This window comes from Escherichia sp. WS1152, assembly GCF_046487665.1.
In the GTDB taxonomy this organism is placed as follows: Bacteria; Pseudomonadota; Gammaproteobacteria; order Enterobacterales; family Enterobacteriaceae; genus Escherichia; species Escherichia coli.
Genome location: NZ_JBJQJA010000004.1, coordinates 224,533 through 244,253, shown reverse-complemented (window position 1 = coordinate 244,253; position 19,721 = coordinate 224,533). Strand labels below are relative to the sequence as shown.

At 52.5% G+C, this 19,721-nt stretch carries 18 protein-coding genes and 2 pseudogenes; 9 read left to right on the top strand and 11 right to left on the bottom strand.

Annotation, left to right across the window (positions count from 1 at the left end):
• Positions 1–34 precede the first annotated feature (34 nt).
• Complete coding sequence (locus tag ACJHW7_RS09150; protein ID WP_001307836.1) at positions 35–655, top strand: CDP-alcohol phosphatidyltransferase family protein; 621 nt, start codon at positions 35–37, stop codon at positions 653–655.
• A gap of 8 nt (positions 656–663) precedes the next feature.
• On the opposite strand, the gene ynjE is transcribed toward ACJHW7_RS09150, so the two are convergent.
• The 9 genes from ynjE to xthA form a co-directional block, all read right to left on the bottom strand.
• A complete protein-coding gene (ynjE, locus tag ACJHW7_RS09145; protein WP_001307835.1) occupies positions 664–1,971 on the bottom strand; it encodes a thiosulfate sulfurtransferase YnjE in 1,308 nt (435 codons plus the stop codon).
• A gap of 66 nt (positions 1,972–2,037) precedes the next feature.
• Positions 2,038–2,691, bottom strand: a complete 654-nt coding sequence (locus ACJHW7_RS09140; RefSeq protein ID WP_004972005.1) for an ATP-binding cassette domain-containing protein — start codon at positions 2,689–2,691, stop codon at positions 2,038–2,040.
• Positions 2,691–4,226, bottom strand: coding sequence for an ABC transporter permease (locus ACJHW7_RS09135; RefSeq protein ID WP_021556880.1), 1,536 nt, complete (start codon positions 4,224–4,226; stop codon positions 2,691–2,693). The genes ACJHW7_RS09140 and ACJHW7_RS09135 overlap by 1 nt, the downstream gene beginning before the upstream one ends.
• Positions 4,199–5,365, bottom strand: a complete 1,167-nt coding sequence (locus ACJHW7_RS09130; RefSeq protein WP_001536993.1) for an ABC transporter substrate-binding protein — start codon at positions 5,363–5,365, stop codon at positions 4,199–4,201. The genes ACJHW7_RS09135 and ACJHW7_RS09130 overlap by 28 nt, the downstream gene beginning before the upstream one ends.
• A 9-nt stretch (positions 5,366–5,374) precedes the next feature.
• Positions 5,375–5,923 carry a carboxymuconolactone decarboxylase family protein gene (locus ACJHW7_RS09125; RefSeq protein WP_000524072.1) on the bottom strand — a complete coding sequence of 183 codons (549 nt, stop codon included), beginning with the start codon at positions 5,921–5,923 and terminating at the stop codon, positions 5,375–5,377.
• Positions 5,923–6,630, bottom strand: a complete 708-nt coding sequence (locus ACJHW7_RS09120; protein ID WP_021556879.1) for a TVP38/TMEM64 family protein — start codon at positions 6,628–6,630, stop codon at positions 5,923–5,925. The genes ACJHW7_RS09125 and ACJHW7_RS09120 overlap by 1 nt, the downstream gene beginning before the upstream one ends.
• Before the next feature lie 14 nt (positions 6,631–6,644).
• Positions 6,645–7,322, bottom strand: a complete 678-nt coding sequence (gene ydjY / locus ACJHW7_RS09115) for a lipoprotein YdjY (RefSeq protein ID WP_001536989.1) — start codon at positions 7,320–7,322, stop codon at positions 6,645–6,647.
• A gap of 4 nt (positions 7,323–7,326) precedes the next feature.
• Positions 7,327–8,037 carry a TVP38/TMEM64 family protein gene (locus ACJHW7_RS09110; RefSeq protein ID WP_021556878.1) on the bottom strand — a complete coding sequence of 237 codons (711 nt, stop codon included), beginning with the start codon at positions 8,035–8,037 and terminating at the stop codon, positions 7,327–7,329.
• Positions 8,038–8,203: 166 nt separating this feature from the next.
• Positions 8,204–9,010 (bottom strand): exodeoxyribonuclease III, encoded by an 807-nt coding sequence (gene xthA / locus ACJHW7_RS09105; RefSeq protein WP_000673927.1) that lies wholly within the window; start codon positions 9,008–9,010, stop codon positions 8,204–8,206.
• 445 nt (positions 9,011–9,455) lie between these two features.
• On the opposite strand from xthA, the pseudogene astC reads away from it, so the two are divergent.
• The 7 genes and pseudogenes from astC (at position 9,456) to ves (ending at position 17,110) form a co-directional block, all read left to right on the top strand.
• Positions 9,456–10,676 (top strand): annotated as a pseudogene (astC, locus tag ACJHW7_RS09100) (succinylornithine/acetylornithine transaminase).
• Positions 10,673–11,707, top strand: a complete 1,035-nt coding sequence (gene astA, locus ACJHW7_RS09095; RefSeq protein ID WP_021556876.1) for an arginine N-succinyltransferase — start codon at positions 10,673–10,675, stop codon at positions 11,705–11,707. Before astC ends, astA begins: the two are co-directional and overlap by 4 nt.
• Positions 11,704–13,216, top strand: a pseudogene (astD, locus tag ACJHW7_RS09090) (succinylglutamate-semialdehyde dehydrogenase). The gene astA and the pseudogene astD overlap by 4 nt, the downstream one beginning before the upstream one ends.
• Complete coding sequence (gene astB, locus ACJHW7_RS09085) at positions 13,213–14,556, top strand: N-succinylarginine dihydrolase (RefSeq protein WP_021556874.1); 1,344 nt, start codon at positions 13,213–13,215, stop codon at positions 14,554–14,556. Before astD ends, astB begins: the two are co-directional and overlap by 4 nt.
• Positions 14,549–15,517, top strand: coding sequence for a succinylglutamate desuccinylase (gene astE / locus ACJHW7_RS09080; RefSeq protein WP_000368529.1), 969 nt, complete (start codon positions 14,549–14,551; stop codon positions 15,515–15,517). The genes astB and astE overlap by 8 nt, the downstream gene beginning before the upstream one ends.
• A 329-nt stretch (positions 15,518–15,846) precedes the next feature.
• Positions 15,847–16,332, top strand: a complete 486-nt coding sequence (gene spy, locus ACJHW7_RS09075; protein ID WP_001228981.1) for an ATP-independent periplasmic protein-refolding chaperone Spy — start codon at positions 15,847–15,849, stop codon at positions 16,330–16,332.
• Positions 16,333–16,534: 202 nt separating this feature from the next.
• On the top strand, positions 16,535–17,110 hold the full coding sequence (ves, locus tag ACJHW7_RS09070; RefSeq protein WP_021556873.1) for an environmental stress-induced protein Ves: 576 nt from the start codon (positions 16,535–16,537) through the stop codon (positions 17,108–17,110).
• On the opposite strand, the gene cho is transcribed toward ves, so the two are convergent.
• Positions 17,070–17,957 carry an excinuclease Cho gene (cho, locus tag ACJHW7_RS09065; protein ID WP_000252379.1) on the bottom strand — a complete coding sequence of 296 codons (888 nt, stop codon included), beginning with the start codon at positions 17,955–17,957 and terminating at the stop codon, positions 17,070–17,072. The two genes, ves and cho, sit on opposite strands and share 41 nt — an antisense overlap.
• A 229-nt stretch (positions 17,958–18,186) precedes the next feature.
• Positions 18,187–19,014, bottom strand: a complete 828-nt coding sequence (nadE, locus tag ACJHW7_RS09060) for an ammonia-dependent NAD(+) synthetase (protein ID WP_000175037.1) — start codon at positions 19,012–19,014, stop codon at positions 18,187–18,189.
• A 201-nt stretch (positions 19,015–19,215) separates the two neighbouring features.
• Here nadE and osmE point away from each other — a divergent pair, with 201 nt between their 5' ends.
• Positions 19,216–19,554, top strand: a complete 339-nt coding sequence (gene osmE, locus ACJHW7_RS09055; protein WP_001039044.1) for an osmotically-inducible lipoprotein OsmE — start codon at positions 19,216–19,218, stop codon at positions 19,552–19,554.
• Positions 19,555–19,721 lie beyond the last annotated feature (167 nt).

Genomic DNA, 19,721 nt, shown 5'->3' with positions numbered 1-19,721 from the left:
TCAATTAGAAAGGCTTTATATTTAAGGAGTGCCTGTGCTAGACCGCCATCTTCATCCCCGGATTAAACCGTTGTTGCATCAGTGCGTGCGGGTTCTTGATAAACCGGGCATTACGCCAGATGGTTTAACATTAGTGGGATTTGCCATCGGCGTGCTGGCTCTGCCGTTTCTGGCTCTGGGCTGGTATCTGGCGGCGCTTGTCGTCATTTTGTTGAATCGTCTGCTTGATGGTCTGGATGGCGCACTGGCGCGGCGCAGAGGGCTTACCGACGCGGGCGGCTTTCTTGATATTTCTCTCGATTTTCTCTTTTACGCGCTGGTGCCGTTTGGTTTTATTCTTGCTGCACCGGAGCAAAATGCGCTGGCAGGCGGCTGGTTGTTGTTTGCGTTTATCGGTACGGGCAGCAGTTTTCTCGCCTTTGCTGCGCTGGCGGCGAAACATCAGATTGATAATCCCGGTTATGCGCATAAATCGTTTTATTATCTGGGGGGATTAACCGAAGGCACAGAAACGATCTTACTGTTTGTGCTGGGATGTTTATTCCCTGCATGGTTTGCGTGGTTTGCGTGGATCTTCGGTGCGTTGTGCTGGATGACGACCTTTACGCGGGTGTGGAGTGGGTATCTGACGCTGAAGTCGCTCCAGCGTCAGTAATTGCAATGTTATTTGCTGCTGTCCGGGCCGCGTTCACCGGTTGCTACCGGATTTTTTGGATCGCTGCTCCATTCGTACCAGCCGCCGTCGTAAACGGAGACGTTATTCCAGCCCATTGCTCGTGCGTACATAAAGGTTTCGGACGCGCGCCAGCCGGTGCCGCAGTAGAATGAAACTTGCTGATCTGGTTTGATATTCCATGCTTTCCACATAGCGGTAATATCATCGGCGCTACGCATGGTGCCATCCGGGTTATGGAAATCTTCCATATGCGTCGAGTCGCTACCAGCGTGTCCCCAACGTGCTCCGGCTATTTCACCTTTTGGTTTAATATAGCTGTAACCGCTGGTCGTACCGATAAACTCCGGCCACGAACGAATGCTCACCAGCGATGCATCCTGGCGATGCAGCAGTCCACGGGCCTGTTCCATATCGAGCATCAACTGCGGTTGTGCCGGGATCTTCACGCCGAAATCCGGTTCCGCTTTCACTTTCGGTGGCGTTCCTCGCTCAACAGGCAGTCCCGCGTCGGACCAGGTTTGCCAGCCGCCATCCAGCAGGCGCACATCTTTCACGCCTGCATACAGCATAATCTGCGCCACACGCGCTGCAGCGTATACGTCACGCCCGTACAGAATGACCGTGGTGTCATGGCGAATGCCGTGTTTTGCCAGCATCGCTTTTAGTTGTTCATCAGAAACTTTGTTCCACAGCGGTTCGCTTTCCACTTCGTTGGTATCGATGTAGTCAGCACCGGGAATATGGCTGATAAGGTAAAGCTTAGGAGCGCCCCAGGCCGCTTCAATGACTTTCCAGTCTCCGGCAGGTTTCGCCGTAACCTCTTTACCTTGTTGCAGGTCGTGCAGCCATTGCGGATAAACCAGCTGCTCAAAGTGCGGCAGTTTTTGTAGACGGGAAGGTTCGCTTAGCGCGTCACTCAGAATGGAGATATGCGTAAAACCTGCTTTTTGCAGTCGCGTTTTGACGGCGTCGACATCTTTGCCATTACCGTACAGCGCCACCGGGGCATCGGCTTTCAGGTTATGTTGCTTGATCCACGCGTTGAGCTGTTCGGTGCTCATTTTGTCAAGCCAGCTAGCAGAGAGGTTTAAGGCGGCAGGTTCATGACCAGAAGGGCCATTTAAGGTTTGTGGCCAGCCGTTATAAAACGCGCTGGGGCGAGTATCTATCGCTTTGCCATTTTGTTGTTGAAGCTGGTCAAGTGTAAGAGGCTTCGCCAGTTCAGCGGCCCACGAAGAAGCGCAAGCCAGCCCTAAAGCCATTGCCAGCGCGGTCATTTGAGAAACACGTTTCATCGAAAATCCCGACATTGTAGTTTTGAGTGCGCCATTCTGAACTGACGCATTGAGAAAAACTTTGCGTTATCGCAGTTTGTTGTAATTTTCTGACCACTGAGCCATATCCAGAACAGAACTATCAGCAGGAACATCCTGGAGATCGTGCGTTACCTGAACGACGGGGATCGCCAGGGCGCGAACTTCGCTGAACACCCACTGGCGAAAATTATCGCGCAGAGCCACATCAAGACGGCTGAATGGCTCATCCAGTAGCAACGCTTTTGGCTGAGCGAGAAGGGCGCGAAGCAGAGCAACGCGCGCTCGCTGACCGCCAGACAAAGTGGCAGGATCCTGATGGAAAGCTCCGTCAAGGCCTGAACGCTCAAGTGCATCATTCACGGCATTACGTCGGGCATTCCCCTTAAGTGTCGCCGGTAGCGCCAGCAGTAAATTTTGCCCGACACTGAACTGGTCAAATAACAGTGCATCCTGAAAAAGAATGCCAATCTGACGCTGTGCGGTGGGTAGCATGTCAATCCGTTGCTCATTGAGCCATAGCTCACCTGTACAAGAAAACTGTCCGGCCAGTGCACCAATCATCCATGAAAACAGAGTGGATTTTCCACAGCCAGACGGCCCCATTAACGTGACAATGTCACCTTTATCCACCGTAAAGTTAACGTTTGTCAGCAAGCGGCTTTCTGGTAAACGTAGCGAAACATTTTTCACGCAGAGCATTAGCGGAGTCCTTGTCTGACATAACCTACCCATTTTGCGACTAACGCGGTCAGGGCAAAAATAATAAGCGGTAATAGCAGTTGCCATAAAGCCTGGGCGGCGAGAATACCGTTGCTGCCGCCGCTGCTTAATGCCACCGCCTCAGTGGTGAGCGTCGGAAAACGCCCCGCGCCCAGCCACAGCGTCGGCATATACTGCGCAATACTGACTGAAAATCCCACTGCGAAGGCAATCAGCGTAGGGCGTAGCATAAACGGACATTTCACGTAAAAGAAGATTTTGACACGCGACCAGCCCAGCGTTTGCGCAATCAAAATTAACCGTGAATCAATGCGCTGCCAGGCGGGTTGCAGGATAAACAGCATCCACGGTATTACCCACAGCAGATGCCCCCAGACCACCGCCGTCCAGCTCCCATCCAGGTTCAGCCAGAGCGCCAGCGTGTACTGGCCCGCCACCAGCGGCAGTGCCGGTAATAAAATGGGCAACCATAACCACAACTGGCGACGCTGTGGCCCCCATTCCAGCCACAGCAGTAACAGGAGCAAAGCGATGAATGTCGCCACCAGCCCCATTGTCAGGCTGTTGATGAGCGCTTCACTATTGATCGTTGATTGATCCGCGAGGATCGCCAGCAGAACCACACACAGCACACCGGTCAAGGGTAAAAAACTCGCCAGCGTAATGCCTGGCAATAAAGGCGTGGCAAGCTTGCGAACGCCATCTACGCGGGGAATAGTACGCCGCCAGCTACGCCATAGCAGATAGCCCAGCAAAACGTAGGCGGCGAGTAACAGCATCAGCAGCAGGCTGGCGAGTGCGCCTTTAATCTGTTGATCGGTATCGCCCTGGGTTAACCACTGCCAGCTAATTACCGCAAGCGTCGGTGGATTACCTGGCCCAAGAATAATCGCCACATCCACGACCGACAGCGACCAGGCAACAATCGCCAGCATCGCCATTGCAAGTGCAGGAGCAACGGAGGGCAACAGCAGCCAGTTCAAACATTGCCAACGGCTGTAACCCAGCGAATCCAGCACAATGACCTGCTGCAACAGCCGTTTTTCACTCAATACCGCTGCTAAGATCCACAGCAGAAATGCGCTTTCTTTCACCGCCAGCGTGAAGCCCAGCCCAATACCCAATTTGTCCATTGGCGGAGTGAAATACGGGAAATAGTCATAAAGCAGCCCTCCGTCAGCAAAGAGCAGAAGGGCGCTGGTGGCAAAAGCCACATGGGGAATGGCGAGCAGCCACGGCAGACGGGTGCACATACGCTGCCATTTCGGCCCAGGCCACAGCGCCACAATCACCAGCAGGGCAATCAACAACGCCCCGACCGCCGCGATGGTTGTCGACACCAGCGTTGCCAGTAATGCCTGCGGTAACTGTGGATCGGCAAATAACGCCTGCCAGTGTGTCAACGACAAAGCAGGCGATATCAGCGTGAGAGCTGCCGGGATCAGCGGTGCATAAATCACCGCCACCATCGCCCACAGCAAAAAGATTAATGCGTACCGTAACGGTGTAGCCATTCTTGTTCCAGCGCATTTACCCAACCTGCGTGCGGTTCAGCCAGTACTGGCGGCAGATCTTGAGGCATTCTTGATTGCAATGTTTCGCGCTGCCCATCAGGCAGTTTTTGCGGATCGAGAACAGAAGGATCGCCCCAGACAGCGGGATCTGCTTTACGCAATTGCGCATCGGGTGAGAGCAAGAAATTGGCAACTACCTTCGCCGCAGCACTGGCATTCGCGTTGGCAGGAATGGTGACGAAATGCACGTTGCCAATCATCCCCTCGCGAAAGCCAAAACTGTAACTGCTTGCAGGCAAATCGCCGCTGGCGATTTTTTGCTGCGCATGCGCGGGGTTAAAGGTCAGCGACAGGCGCAATGTGCCGGATTTCAGCAGAGCATCCATCCGCGCGGGCGAAGGCGGGAAATCCTTTCCTTCGCGCCACAAATACGGATGCAGCGCATCAAGATATTGCCACAAGGGAGCAGTGACACGGGCGAAAGTCGCATCGTCCGGCGCTTCTTTTAATGCGGCGGGATCGGGCGTCAGCATAATCAGCAACTGTTCAAGAAACGCCGTGCCGGTAAAGTCCGGTGGGCGCGGATAGGTAACCGTGCCGGGATTGGCTTTAGCAAACTCCAGTAAGGCTTGCGGCGTTTGTGGTGGCTGTGGCGTAACATCGCGGCGGGCGATAAATGTCAGTTGTGCGCCCCCCCAGGGCGATTCAGCCCCTTCTGTAGGCACTGAAAAATCTTCCCGCACCGGCAGCTGTGTGTCGACATAGCGCCAGTTGGGCAGAGTCTCTGCCCAGTCGGTTTGCAGTAAATTGGCCTCTTTTAAGGTGCGGAAGTTTTCGCCGTTCACCCAGAGCAGATCCACCGAGCCGCCCGTTTTACGTCCGGCAGCAGCTTCGGTCTGAATGCGCTTCACCGCGTCTGCGGCATCCGCCAGACGAACAATCTTCAGGTTTATAGCGTAATGGGTTTTCATCTCGCCGCTCACCCAGTCGAGATAGCGGTTAATTGCGGTATCGCCGCCCCAGGCGTTAAACCAGACAGTTTGCCCTTTGGCCTCATTATTAATTTCTTGCCAGTCACTGGCATGTGTTGCCAGAGAAAACAGCGAGAACAATCCCAGCAACCACCCACAATGGCGCATCATCTCTCCTTAAGAACGTTTTTCCGGAATACGGCACAGCCCCTGAGCGGGAATGTCCATGGCAGAATTAAAACGGGCTGACAGATTTTGCAGGCCGATCAATGCCGTCAGTTCGGTGAGCGCCTGAGCGTCAAAATGCGCAGCCAGTCGGGTGCGCAGGGCATCATCGACCGTTGGCGGTGTGACGCTTGCGGCTTCGGCGTACTCCAGCGCCAGCCGTTCTTCATCGCTGAAGAGCGGGCTTTGCCGCCAGTCAGCCACTGCCAGCAGTTTATCGCTGCTGCCGGTGCGCTCGGCGACTTTCATACTGGTGATATCCACGCAAAACTCACACAGGCACATTTGCGCAATGCGCGCGCTGACAAGCGATCGTACTACCGGATCGAGCGGTGAGCGTTTGCGCTCCAGCCAGCCAACAAACATCGACACCAGATAAAAGATAAACGGGATCCGCCCCCACCAGCGAATGGGGCTTAGCACCTCGCCGTAATGGCGACGATGCAGCCACGCCTGCGGACGTAAAATGAAAGGAATTTTGCTAAGCGGCGGTAAACCCATCAGGCATTCCTCTTCTGGCGCTCAAGCCATATTTTCTTCGCCATAAAAATCACCACGCTCAGGGCAAACAGAATAAACAGTCCGGTGACAAACCAGAAGGTACCGCCTGTTAACATGCTGCCCGCCCAGGAATAAACAATAGTCGCCGGTAACTGACCAAGCCCGGTGGCGATAAAAAACGAGCGAAAACGGATTGAAGTCAAACCGGCAGCATAGCTGATTGGATCGAAAGGGACAAAAGGCAATAACCGACAGACCAGGATAGTGTGTTTGCCGTAGCGAGTGAAAAAGCCGTCCATACTGTCAAGTACGGTTTTGCCGGTTAATTTTTCCACCACTTCGCGGCCCATCACTCTGGCGATAAAAAAGCACAGCGCCGCGCCGGCCATCGAACTGGTCCACGACAGCAAGCCGCCCCAGAGCGCGCCAAACAGCGACGCATTGGCAAAGGTGATCAAAAACGCAGGTAGCGGTGCAGCAATGGCCTGCAAAATCATCAACAAGAACGAGACAACTGCCGCCAGTGCGCCGTAAGACTGAATAAAGCGTTCTATACCCTGTTGGTCCACGGCGGCAAACGCCGCAACGCTGCGATTGATAAACTCATGGACGCTGGGAAGCAGCGCCCATGCCAGCAGCATAGCGAACAACAGGATGATGAGGGTTATACGGTAGTACCAGATTTTTCGCGATTGCATCTTCATCATCCTTTATCCTGGCTTTATTCGGTGATTTTAAAGGTAACCGTTGCCAGCGTGTTATCCGCCGGGAGAACCGAGGCATTGCCTTTGAATTTAACTTCACCTCGTTTTTCAACCGCACCATAAGTGTATGTTGCATTGCTGACGATGCCGACCGGGCAGCTATCCAGACACACCAGGCAACCCGTTTTCTTCTCTTCTGCTGCCGTTAAATTACCGCCAAAGCGCATGTCCAGTTTCTTGCCATTACTGTCAACAATCACTTCATCGAAGGAATACGTTTTTGCCGCCCCTTGCCAGTTGACCGAAATATCCAGTTTGCTGCCCGTGACATGAGTCGTTTCTTTATTATCCATCGTCATGTTTTCGCCCGGCGTACCACCTGCCTCTTTCAGGGCTTCATAAAATGCTTTCGGGGTCGCATAACCCATAAACAGCGATTTATGTCCGTTGGAGCCATCTTTAAACACAATACCGTGACGAGTGTCGTCGGTGAGGAAACGACCATTAATTTGCACCAGCATGGTTACCGTATGGTTATTGGCATCGACGCGCAGCGGTTGGCTGTTCGAAAGTCCGTCGTATTCCACTTTTGCCGCCGCATTCTCTTTTTGATCACAGCCGCTAAGCCCAGCAACAGCCAGTAAGCAGAGTGCAGTCAGTCCTTTTTTCCATGACACTGAATAATGTTGCAACATCGTTCTATCCTTCATTTTTTGGGTGAGTAAGTGGGTTGCGGCGCGAAGCAGACAGATCCACATGTTTGTGTCGGGCGTAGAGTTTGGCGAGCTGGACGAGAATAAACAGCGCCAGGCCCGCCAGACAGAGTTGTAAAATAAAGCGCAGCGTAATGCCTTCATTGGCGAGATCGCTTGCCATCACGGTATAAATAACAATACCGGGCAGGGTCGTGAGTGCCGAAATAAGGATATAAGGCCAGAAGGCGATTGTGGTTAATCCGTAAGCGTAATTTTGAATATTGTAAGGAAACAACGGGATTAAGCGGGTCAGAATAAGAAAATCAATACCGTTACGCGCAATGCCTTTTTCAATGGCCTGGAAGGTATGGCTATGGCCAACGTATTTCAGCAGTAAATCACGTCCCAGCCAGCGCGCCAGCAGGAATGAGCACGAGGAGGCCAGCGTAGCGGCAATTAATGAGAGTAGTGTCCCTAAGAGCGGGCCAAAAACTATTCCTCCCGCGATCACCAGTATGCTTCCTGGTAACAGAAAGAGGGTGGCAATAATGAATAACAGAATATAGAGGCTATAACCGAACAATCCGCTCTGGCGAATGAGTGTCTGTAAGTGGGGTAAATCGGTGAGCAGATCGAATAAACCGAAAGCGTGGATAGCGTAAATGACCAGCGCAAAAATAAGACAGGCAAAAAGAAATTTACGCTCAGCGTTCATCGTGGAGTTTCCTATATCAAACTTGATAATAGAGAAGTGGTCAGACAACTAAAAACGCAGAGACGGTATAACAAAGGACGGCAGGCAACAAATCATTACTGACAGTTTGTTGATTTTTCTCAAGGTTAATTCTCCTGGCCCAGTTTGAGCCAGGAGAGCTGCTAAATTAGCGGCGGAAGGTCGCCCAGACGGGGGCGTGATCGGACGGTTTTTCCATGCTGCGAATTTCATAGTCGATGCCGGTTTCTACGCAACATTCTGCCAGCGGTTGGCTGGCGAGCAGCAGGTCGATGCGCAGACCACGGTTATCGTCAAAACCTTTTGAGCGGTAATCAAACCATGAGAAACGATCTGCTGTTTGCGGATTCGCATGGCGGAAGGTATCGACCAACCCCCAGCTCATCAGTCTCTCCATCCATTCGCGTTCCTCCGGAAGGAAAGAACATTTTCCGGTACGCAGCCAGCGCTTACGGTTCTCTTCGCCAATGCCAATATCCAGGTCGCCAGGACTGATATTCATATCGCCCATAATCAGCACCGGATTTTCACGCTTGAGTTCGGTTTCCAGGTAGTTTTGCAGGTTCTGATAAAACTGCGCTTTTGCCGGGAATTTTATCGGATGGTCGCGGCTTTCACCCTGCGGGAAGTAACCGTTGATCACGGTGACATTACCCAGCGGTGAGGGGATTTCCGCCATAATAATCCGCCGCTGCGCCTCTTCGTCGTCACCGGGAAAGCCGCGACGCACGGCAATCGGCGTCTCTTTGGTCAGCAGCGCCACGCCATAATGGCCTTTCTGCCCGTGATAAAACACGTTGTAGCCGAGCTTCGCCACCTCTTCGAGCGGAAACATATCGTCATGAACTTTTGTCTCCTGCAGGCCAATCACATCCGGTTGGTGCTTTTCGACGATGGCTTCAAGCTGGTGGGGCCTGGCGCGCAGGCCGTTGATATTAAAAGAGACAAATTTCATAGTCGCTGCCATTTATTCAGATAAAGAGTGCGTGGATGGTAGCAGAATTTCGCTTTGCTTACCGCCTGTTGTTAAGTGATTTGATCGATGGTTGTTAATGATGTCAACGATGGCGCAAAAAATGCCCGCTTTTGGTGCGCGCTGCGTCAGAATGGCGCAGTAATTTCCAGTAAATTTCGTCAATGATCACAATTCCAGAATTATATTTTACTTCTGCATAACATTGCGTTTTTTATTCTTTTTATTCACCCACATCGCAAACGTATTCACTTAATATGCACTTTAAATGCATATGGTTTGGTTATAACTCCTTGATTTCCAGTTAGCCTCCGCGGTTTATGCACTTTTATCACTGGCTGGCACGAACCCTGCAATCTACATTTACAGCGCAAACATTACTTATTATTAACATATAAATAACGAATTATTTACTGTAGAGGTCGCTATGTCTCAGCCAATTACGCGTGAAAACTTTGATGAATGGATGATACCTGTTTACGCTCCGGCACCGTTTATACCGGTACGTGGCGAAGGTTCGCGCTTGTGGGATCAGCAGGGGAAAGAGTATATCGACTTCGCGGGTGGCATTGCGGTGAACGCGCTGGGCCATGCGCATCCGGAACTGCGTGAGGCGCTGAACGAACAGGCGAGTAAGTTCTGGCATACCGGCAACGGTTACACCAACGAGCCGGTACTGCGACTGGCGAAAAAATTGATCGACGCCACGTTTGCCGATCGCGTCTTCTTTTGTAACTCCGGTGCGGAAGCCAATGAAGCGGCGCTAAAACTGGCGCGTAAATTCGCTCACGACCGCTACGGCAGCCATAAGAGCGGTATCGTGGCGTTTAAAAATGCGTTTCATGGTCGCACGCTGTTTACTGTTAGTGCGGGTGGGCAGCCAGCCTATTCACAGGATTTTGCGCCACTGCCACCAGATATCCGTCATGCTGCATATAACGATATTAACTCTGCCAGCGCGCTGATTGACGACTCTACCTGTGCGGTGATTGTCGAACCCATCTAGGGGGAAGGCGGTGTGGTGCCAGCCAGCAACGCATTTTTACAAGGTCTGCGTGAATTGTGTGATCGCCACAATGCGCTGTTGATTTTTGATGAAGTACAAACCGGCGTCGGGCGCACCGGGGAACTGTATGCCTATATGCACTACGGCGTGACGCCTGATCTGTTAACTACCGCCAAAGCGCTGGGCGGCGGTTTCCCGGTCGGTGCGTTGTTAGCAACCGAAGAGTGCGCCAGCGTGATGACCGTTGGCACTCATGGCACCACCTATGGCGGCAATCCGCTGGCCTCGGCGGTGGCAGGCAAAGTGCTGGAGCTCATCAATACGCCAGAGATGCTTAACGGGGTTAAGCAACGTCACGACTGGTTTGTTGAGCGTCTTAATACCATTAATCACCGCTACGGTTTGTTCAGTGAAGTTCGCGGCTTAGGTCTTTTGATTGGCTGTGTACTGAATGCCGATTACGCCGGGCAAGCGAAACAGATCTCTCAGGAAGCGGCGAAAGCAGGCGTGATGGTACTGATTGCGGGTGGCAACGTGGTGCGTTTTGCGCCTGCGCTCAATGTCAGCGAAGAAGAGGTGACGACCGGACTGGATCGCTTTGCTGCGGCCTGTGAACGCTTTGTGAGCGGAGGTTCATCATGATGGTCATCCGTCCCGTTGAACGCTCAGATGTCTCGGCGCTGATGCAGCTTGCCAGCAAAACGGGCGGCGGCCTGACGTCGCTTCCCGCCAATGAAGCCACGCTTTCGGCGCGTATCGAAAGGGCAATCAAAACCTGGCAAGGCGAACTGCCCAAAAGTGAGCAGGGCTATGTGTTCGTGCTGGAAGATAGCGAGACAGGCACCGTGGCGGGGATTTGTGCCATTGAGGTGGCAGTTGGGCTGAACGATCCCTGGTACAACTATCGCGTCGGCACGCTGGTTCACGCTTCGAAAGAGCTGAATGTCTATAACGCGCTGCCGACGCTGTTTCTCAGTAACGATCACACCGGCAGCAGCGAGCTGTGCACGCTGTTTCTCGACCCGGACTGGCGCAAAGAGGGCAACGGCTATTTGCTGTCGAAATCGCGCTTTATGTTTATGGCGGCTTTTCGCGACAAGTTTAATGACAAAGTGGTTGCTGAAATGCGCGGGGTGATTGACGAACACGGCTATTCACCGTTCTGGCAAAGCCTCGGTAAACGCTTCTTTTCGATGGATTTTAGCCGCGCCGATTTTCTCTGCGGCACCGGGCAAAAGGCATTTATTGCAGAACTGATGCCGAAACATCCGATCTATACGCACTTTTTATCCCAGGAAGCCCAGGACGTCATCGGTCAGGTACATCCGCAAACCGCGCCTGCCCGCGCGGTGCTGGAGAAAGAAGGTTTTCGTTACCGCAACTATATCGACATCTTCGACGGTGGGCCGACGCTTGAGTGTGACATCGACCGCGTGCGCGCCATCCGTAAAAGTCGGCTGGTGGAAGTGGCAGAAGGGCAGCCTGCGCAGGGCGATTTTCCGGCCTGCCTGGTCGCCAATGAAAATTATCACCATTTCCGCGTGGTGCTGGTGCGTACCGATCCGGCAACCGAGCGTTTGATTTTAACCGCCGCACAACTCGATGCCCTCAAATGCCACGCAGGGGATCGCGTTCGTCTGGTGCGCCTGTGCGCAGAGGAGAAAACAGTATGACTTTATGGATCAACGGTGACTGGGTAACGGGCCAGGGCGCACAGCGCGTGAAGCGTAATCCGGTATCTGGCGAGGTGTTATGGCAAGGCAATGATGCCGATGCCGCTCAGGTCGGGCAGGCTTGTCGCGCAGCCCGTGCGGCGTTTCCGCGCTGGGCGCGGCTCTCATTTGCTGAACGTCAGGCCGTTGTCGAACGCTTTGCCGGATTGCTGGAAAGGAATAAAGGCGAATTAACCGCAATCATTGCCCGAGAAACCGGCAAGCCGCGCTGGGAAGCGGCAACCGAAGTGACGGCGATGATCAATAAAATCGCGATATCAATTAAGGCGTATCACGTTCGTACCGGCGAGCAGCGTAGTGAAATGCCGGACGGCGCGGCGAGCCTGCGACATCGCCCGCACGGCGTGTTGGCGGTGTTTGGGCCGTATAATTTCCCTGGTCATTTGCCGAACGGACATATCGTTCCGGCATTGCTGGCAGGTAACACCATTATCTTTAAACCCAGCGAACTGACACCGTGGAGTGGCGAAGCGGTAATGCGTTTATGGCAGCAGGCTGGCTTGCCGCCGGGCGTGCTGAACCTGGTGCAGGGCGGGCGTGAAACGGGTCAGGCGCTGAGTGCGCTGGAGGATCTCGACGGTTTGCTGTTTACCGGCAGCGCCAATACCGGCTACCAGTTGCATCGCCAGCTCTCCGGTCAGCCGGAGAAAATTCTTGCCCTTGAGATGGGTGGTAATAATCCGCTAATTATCGATGAGGTGGCGGATATTGATGCCGCTGTCCATCTGACCATTCAGTCGGCGTTTGTCACAGCCGGGCAACGCTGCACCTGCGCCCGCCGTTTATTGCTGAAAAGTGGAGCGCAGGGCGATGCATTTCTTGCCCGCCTGGTTGCCGTCAGCCAAAGGTTAACGCCGGGCAACTGGGACGACGAACCGCAGCCGTTTATTGGCGGGCTAATTTCTGAACAGGCCGCACAGCAGGTGGTTACTGCCTGGCAGGTACTGGAAGCGATGGGCGGACGAACCCTGCTTGCGCCGCGCTTATTACAAGCAGGGACATCGTTGCTGACGCCGGGGATCATTGAAATGACAGGCGTTGCTGACGCCGGGGATCATTGAAATGACAGGCGTTGCTGGCGTACCAGATGAAGAGGTGTTCGGGCCGCTATTGCGCGTCTGGCGTTATGACACCTTCGATGAGGCGATCAGGATGGCTAATAACACTCGCTTTGGCCTCTCTTGTGGGCTGGTTTCCCCCGAGCGGGAAAAATTCGAACAACTGTTGCTGGAGGCGCGGGCGGGGATTGTTAACTGGAACAAACCGCTTACCGGCGCTGCCAGTACCGCGCCATTCGGCGGCATTGGTGCATCCGGTAACCATCGCCCCAGCGCCTGGTATGCCGCAGATTACTGCGCATGGCCTATGGCGAGCCTGGAGTCGGACTCGTTAACTTTGCCCGCAACGCTTAACCCCGGACTGGATTTTTCCGATGAGGTGGTGCGATGAACGCCTGGGAAGTTAATTTCGACGGGCTGGTAGGGCTGACGCATCATTACGCGGGCCTGTCGTTTGGTAATGAAGCCTCTACCCGTCACCGTTTTCAGGTGTCTAACCCGCGACTGGCGGCAAAACAGGGCTTACTGAAAATGAAAGCCCTTGCCGATGCGGGATTCCCCCAGGCCGTGATCCCGCCGCACGAGCGTCCGTTTATTCCGGTGTTGCGTCAGTTGGGATTCAGTGGTAGCGATGAGCAGGTACTGGAAAAAGTTGCACGCCAGGCACCGCACTGGCTTTCCAGCGTCAGCTCCGCTTCGCCAATGTGGGTAGCCAATGCGGCAACGATCGCGCCATCTGCCGATACGCTGGATGGCAAAGTGCATCTCACCGTTGCCAACCTGAACAATAAATTTCACCGTTCGCTGGAAGCGCCCGTCACTGAATCGCTGTTAAAAGCGATTTTTAACGACGAAGAGAAATTTAGTGTCCATTCGGCGTTGCCGCAGGTAGCCTTGCTCGATGATGAGGGGGCGGCAAACCACAATCGTCTCGGCGGTCATTACGGTGAACCGGGTATGCAACTTTTTGTCTACGGGCGAGAAGAAGGCAATGATACCCGGCCTTCCCGTTATCCGGCGCGACAGACTCGCGAAGCCAGCGAGGCGGTGGCAAGGCTGAATCAGGTGAATCCCCAACAGGTGATTTTCGCCCAGCAAAACCCGGACGTTATCGACCAGGGCGTTTTTCATAATGACGTGATTGCCGTGAGTAACCGCCAGGTGCTGTTTTGTCATCAACAGGCGTTCGCTCGACAGGCGCAGTTACTGGCAAACCTGCGTGCTCGGGTCAATAGCTTTATGGCAATAGAGGTGCCCACGGCGCAGGTTTCCGTGTCGGATGCGGTGTCTACATATCTGTTCAACAGCCAACTGTTGAGCCGCGATGATGGTTCCATGATGTTGGTGCTGCCACAGGAGTGTCGGGAACACGCCGGAGTATGGTGTTATCTCAATGAACTCCTTGCCGCTGACAACCCGATCAGCGAACTAAAAGTCTTTGATTTACGTGAAAGCATGGCGAATGGCGGTGGCCCGGCGTGCCTGCGGTTGCGGGTGGTATTGACACAAGAAGAACGCCGGGCGGTGAATCCGGCGGTGATGATGAACGATACCTTGTTTAATGCGCTCAATGACTGGGTGGATCGTTACTACCGCGATCGTCTTACTGCTGCCGATCTGGCCGACCCGCAATTGCTGCGCGAAGGGCGGGAAGCACTGGATGTATTGAGCCAATTACTGAATCTCGGTTCGGTTTATCCGTTCCAGCGCGAGGGAGGGGGCAATGGATAATTTTCTTGCTCTGACCTTAACGAGTAAAAAACCGGTTATCACCGAGCGAGAAATCAACGGTGTTCGCTGGCGCTGGCTGGGCGATGGTGTGCTGGAACTGACGCCATTAACGCCACCGCAAGGCGCACTGGTGATTTCAGCGGGGATCCACGGTAATGAAACGGCTCCGGTGGAAATGCTGGACGCGTTGCTTGGCGCGATATCTCACGGCGAGATCCCGTTACGTTGGCGGTTGCTGGTGATCCTCGGGAATCCTCCTGCGCTGAAGCAAGGGAAACGTTATTGCCATAGCGATATGAACCGAATGTTTGGCGGTCGTTGGCAGCTGTTTGCTGAAAGCGGAGAAACCTGTCGGGCGCGCGAACTGGAACAGTGCCTGGAAGATTTTTATGACCAGGGCAAAGAATCTGTGCGCTGGCACCTTGATCTACATACCGCAATTCGTGGCTCCTTGCATCCGCAGTTCGGTGTATTACCGCAACGCGACATTCCCTGGGACGAGAAATTTCTGACGTGGCTGGGTGCGGCGGGTCTGGAGGCACTGGTGTTCCATCAGGAGCCTGGTGGTACGTTTACCCATTTCAGCGCCAGACATTTTGGCGCGCTGGCCTGTACGCTGGAACTCGGCAAAGCGTTGCCCTTTGGGCAAAACGATCTTCGCCAGTTTGCAGTAACTGCCAGCGCAATTGCTGCGCTGCTATCTGGTGAGAGTGTTGGTATCGTGAGAACGCCGCCGCTCCGTTATCGGGTGGTTTCGCAAATTACTCGCCACTCGCCGTCCTTCGAAATGCATATGGCAAGTGACACGCTGAATTTTATGCCGTTTAAGAAAGGAACGTTGCTGGCGCAGGACGGTGAGGAACGTTTTACCGTAACCCATGATGTAGAGTATGTGTTATTCCCTAATCCGTTGGTAGCGTTGGGATTACGCGCGGGATTAATGCTCGAAAAAATAAGCTAATACTTACCCGCAGAAATCATTCTGCGGGTATTAAGTTACTTTCTTATAAATTAATACAGATTAATCCTGGTTATTTGCTTTATTTATCACCAGTCATCCGGTATAGTTCTTCATAATCTCTGCAAAATCATCGTGTTGTAATATTCTCTCATCACTCTCCATCAAATTTTCTTTTTTTCTCCATAATTGGCGCAAAAGTGTTTTTTACACTTTCATTGTTTTACCGTTGCTCTGATTAATTGACGCTAAAGTCAGTAAAGTTAATCTCGTCAACACGGCACGCTACTTAAGAAAGCCGTAATAAATAACTGAAAGGAAGGATATAGAATATGCGTAAATTAACTGCACTGTTTGTTGCCTCTACCCTGGCTCTTGGCGCGGCTAACCTGGCCCATGCCGCAGACACCACTACCGCAGCACCGGCTGACGCGAAGCCGATGATGCACCATAAAGGCAAGTTCGGTCCGCATCAGGACATGATGTTCAAAGACCTGAACCTGACCGACGCGCAAAAACAGCAGATCCGCGAAATCATGAAAGGCCAGCGTGACCAGATGAAACGTCCGCCGCTGGAAGAACGTCGCGCAATGCATGACATCATTGCCAGCGATACCTTCGATAAAGCAAAAGCTGAAGCGCAGATCGCAAAAATGGAAGAACAGCGCAAAGCTAACATGCTGGCGCACATGGAAACCCAGAACAAAATTTACAACATCCTGACGCCGGAACAGAAAAAGCAATTTAATGCTAATTTTGAGAAGCGTCTGACAGAACGTCCAGCGGCAAAAGGTAAAATGCCTGCAACTGCTGAATAATCTTTCAGCCAAAAAACTTAAGACCGCCGGTCTTGTCCACTACCTTGCAGTAATGCGGTGGACAGGATCGGCGGTTTTCTTTTCTCTTCTCAAACAGTTGTAAAAAAAGCCTGATCACCACTAACGTAAATCACCCGAGTTGCCGATAACCATCCACGGTTACCTGAACGATAACAATGAAAAGAACGGGCCGGGAGCGAGTATGGAATACTTTGATATGCATAAAATGTCGGTAAATCTGTGGCGAAACGCTGCCGGTGAAACGCGAGAAATTTGCACTTTCCCACCGGCAAAACGTGATTTTTACTGGCGTGCCAGCATTGCATCCATCGCGGCGAATGGGGAGTTTTCTTTGTTTCCCGGTATGGAAAGGATAGTGACGTTGCTGGAAGGCGGCGAGATGTTCCTTGAAAGCGCAGACCGCTTTAACCATACCTTAAAACCGTTACAGCCTTTTGCCTTTGCGGCGGACCAGGTGGTAAAAGCGAAACTGACGGCAGGGCAGATGTCGATGGATTTCAATATTATGACGCGCCTGGATGTCTGTAAGGCGAAAGTCAGAATTGCCGAACGTACGTTTACTACCTTTGGCTCACGCGGCGGGGTGGTGTTTGTGATTAACGGGGCGTGGCAACTGGGCGACAAACTGCTCACTACCGACCAGGGCGCGTGCTGGTTCGATGGCAGGCACACCCTGCGGCTTTTACAACCGCAAGGTAAACTGTTGTTCAGTGAAATCAACTGGCTCGCTGGTCATTCGCCGGATCAAGTTCAGTAATTTCATAGTTACCGGAAAGCAGCGGCTTACAAAGAATTTTATAACCGTCGTGATCAAACCCGGCGGGTGTCCGAATTAACGTTGTCGCTTCTTCCAGCGAATTAACCGCCCCCAGCCACAGCCAGTTTTGAATAATATGATATTGAGTCATTTCCGGGTGCTGTTCTTTCAGCGCCACCGCACCTTGCCAAGGCCAACACACCACCCGCAAACGCTCCAGAGACTGGCGCAAGCGTAGCGCATGTTCCTCATGGCTCTCTTTACCGCAGCATGCTCCGGCGCAACGTTTTAGCGCTGAACGAAAACATGCACGACCGCGACTTAACGGTTCCAGTCCCAGCAGGCCATAACAAAGTTTTTGTTCATCAGCGATGGTCTGCAATGCTTGCAAAGCTGCGCGCCTATTGGCAAACAGGCCAAACAGGTTGGGAGCTTGTGAAAAATCCACCTCTTTGGCATACACCACATCGACGCGCTTTTCATTTAATTGCAGGGCACAGAGCTGGCGATTGCGGCGCAACCGTTTATTAAACAGCGGCTGTTGTTCTTTGATTAATCGCGCTTCAAGGAGCAGAGCGCCGATTTCGCCTGCGGTGCAGATCCAGCTAATTCGCCGGGATTGCCGTAGCATGGCGGCTTCATCCGGGGTGCGTAAATGAGAAAGCACCCGACTGCGGATATTAACGCTTTTGCCGATATAGAGCGGCATGGTGTCACTTTCGCCATGAAACAGATACACCCCTGGTCGGGTGGGTAAGTCATTAAGGAATGAACGTAAATGTTCGGGATATTCATAAATTGCCGCAGCTTCAAATTCGAGCCGCGGAGAAGTTAAACGCCGTACCACTGTTGACTCCGAATGCTGGTTATCTATCCAGTGTAACAGGCGGGAAGCGATTAAAAAAGAGGCGGGTCGATGACAAAGGTTACACCGTCTGACGTGCTACGCCTGTCAGGCCTATTCGACTCCTGCAATGTATTGAATTTGCATAGTTTTGTAGGTCGAACAAGGCGTTCACGCCGCATCCGGCGTGAACAAATTACTCTTTTTCGCACAATCCAATAGGTGCAAATTATTACTTTTTCCAGAAATCATCGAAAACGGTAATTGGCGGACGGCGTTTATGTTCGGTTTTCAGATACCAGTTCTCTATTGTTCTGGCGACCTGTTCAGGTACGTTTTTCCCTTCCAGATAGTCGTCGATATTGTCATAGGTCACGCCGAGTGCCACTTCATCTGGCAGAGAAGGGCGATCATCTTCCAGATCGGCCGTTGGCGCTTTCTTATAAAGGTGTTCCGGGCAACCTAATGCCGCCAGTAACTGTTTACCCTGACGTTTGTTGAGACGATACAGCGGATTAATGTCCGTACCGCCGTCACCATATTTAGTGAAGAATCCGGTAATGGCTTCTGCTGCATGATCGGTGCCCACCACGACACCGCTGGTCATACCCGCAATGCTATATTGTGCTTTCATCCGCTCACGCGCTTTTTCATTGCCACGGACAAAATCGCTCAGTTCAATGCCTGCTTCCCGCAATGCCTGCTCGCTAGCCAATACCGCGCCCTTGATATTAACGGTTAATACGCGATCCGGTTGAATAAAGGCAATGGCATCCTGGCAATCTTGTTCGTCGGCCTGAACACCATAGGGCAGGCGTACGGCAATAAATTGCAGTGATTCGTTGCCAGTTTCCTGGCGCAGCTCATTAATCGCCATCTGGCACAGCTTTCCGGCAAGCGTGGAGTCCTGACCGCCGCTGATCCCGAGCACCAGTGATTTAATGAACGGATAAGTTTGCAGGTAGCTTTTCAGAAAATCGACACTACGACGAATTTCCTCTTCAGCATTAATCTGCGGTTTTGCGCCCAGCGCCTTTATTATTTGTTGTTGCAATGTCATTGAACCCCTCCAGACAGAAAAGACAAAACTTCCTTAAAGCTAACCCGTTGCTACTGAAACGACAAGCGACAGCGGGCTGAATGGTGGTTAAAACATCATACAGGAATCCTCTGAAAGCGGAGCCGTTTCGTTCACGGGCTTGAAAAAGCGCCCAATGTATTCCAGGCTTATCTAACACGCTGATAAACAAGAGGACGGAATATGAACAAGAATATGGCAGGAATTCTGAGTGCAGCGGCGGTATTAACCATGCTGGCGGGTTGTACGGCTTATGATCGTACTAAAGACCAGTTTGTACAGCCTGTGGTGAAAGACGTCAAAAAAGGCATGAGCCGGGCGCAGGTTGCACAAATTGCAGGTAAGCCTTCGTCTGAAGTGAGCATGATCCATGCTCGTGGTACTTGCCAGACCTACATCCTGGGTCAACGTGATGGTAAAGCAGAAACCTACTTTGTCGCGTTAGATGATACCGGACATGTCATCAACTCCGGTTATCAGACCTGTGCTGAATACGACACTGATCCACAGGCTGCGAAGTAATCACTTCGCCTGAAAGCTTGAGTTACAACGGAAACCGGCCATTGCGCCGGTTTTTTTTGGCCTGAGTTCTTAATTATCTTCGCGAATTATTTGCCCGAAATGTGAAGAGGGTCATAACCGCAGGTCAAGGAGAGACAATTTATAAGGTCAAAGAAATACTATTGCTC